At 60.6% G+C, this 1,294-nt stretch carries 2 protein-coding genes; both read left to right on the plus strand.

Going from position 1 to position 1,294, the window contains the following annotated elements:
- Positions 1-807: N-6 DNA methylase (locus RMN95_RS10980; RefSeq protein ID WP_309616957.1), on the plus strand; the 807-nt coding region annotated here is incomplete at its 5' end.
- Positions 804-1,294: restriction endonuclease subunit S (locus RMN95_RS17170; protein WP_397545283.1), on the plus strand; the 491-nt coding region annotated here is incomplete at its 3' end. The genes RMN95_RS10980 and RMN95_RS17170, both read left to right, overlap by 4 nt.

The raw sequence follows: 1,294 nt of genomic DNA on the forward strand, positions 1-1,294 counted from the left end.
ACGGGCTTCGACTCTGACGCGTCGATGTCGCGCATCGGCAGCATGAACATGCAGTTGCACGGCGTCGAGAACCCCACCATCCAGCGCCGCGATTCGCTCGCCGAGGAGCACTTCGACGCGAGCATCGAGAGCTCCTACACGCTAGTGCTCGCGAATCCGCCATTCGCCGGCAGCCTCGACTACGAGACCACGGCGAAAGATCTGCTCACTGTGGTGAAGTCTAAGAAGACCGAGCTGCTGTTTCTGGCGCTCATGTTGCGCCTGCTCAAGAACGGTGGCCGTGCGGCGGTGATCGTTCCGGATGGCGTGCTGTTCGGGTCATCCACCGCTCATAAAGCTTTGCGCAGGATGCTCGTCGAAGAGCACAAACTCGATGCAGTGGTGAAGCTACCGAGCGGCGCCTTCAAGCCGTACACGGGTGTGTCGACGGCGATTCTGTTCTTCACCAAGACGAGCTCGGGTGGAACGGACAACGTCTGGTTCTACGAGGTGCAGGCCGACGGTTTTACGCTCGACGATAAGCGCACGCCGACCGAGGCGAACGATCTGCCGGATGTGCTGGCCCGCTGGCAGACTCTAACGGATGCCGACAGCCCCGAACTCGAGCGCCCGCGCACGGCGCAGTCATTTCTCGTGCCGAAAGACGAGATCGCGGCGCAGGGCTACGACCTCTCGCTGAACCGCTACAAGGAGGTGGTGCACGAGGAGGTCGAGCACCGAGACCCCGCCGTGATTCTCGCCGAACTCATGGACCTGGAGCGCGAGATCCAGGATGCGACGGCCGCCCTGGCACGGTCCCTCGCGTGAGCTGGCCGACGGTCAAGCTCGGTGACGTTGTTGAGCTTCAAGCCGGGATCGGATTTCCCCCATCGCTTCAAGGTCGTACTCACGGAGAGTTTCCTTTCGCGAAGGTCGGCGACATCTCGTCTGTCGCGCGGGCTGGCTTGGGTGATCTTCGAGGAGCCCGGAATTACGTCTCAAGGGAAGACATAGCCAGCCTCAGAGCTCGGATCGTGCCGGTTGGAAGCACACTGTTTGCGAAGATTGGCGAGGCCATAAGTCAAAACTTCCGAGTATTGTCCGGCGTCGCGTGTCTCATCGATAACAACGCAATGGCCGCGATACCGCAGGTGCGGATTGACTCTCGCTTCTTATACAGATTTCTTCAGACAGTTGATATGTATGCGATCGCCTCGTCGACGGCTGTTCCGTCGCTGAGAAAGACCGATCTTGCGCTCATTCCAGTCCCCCTCCCACCCCTCCCCGAGCAGCGCCGAATCGCATCCATCCTCGA

Origin of the sequence: Salinibacterium sp., assembly GCF_031364185.1 — a bacterium.
GTDB lineage: Bacteria > Actinomycetota > Actinomycetes > Actinomycetales > Microbacteriaceae > Rhodoglobus.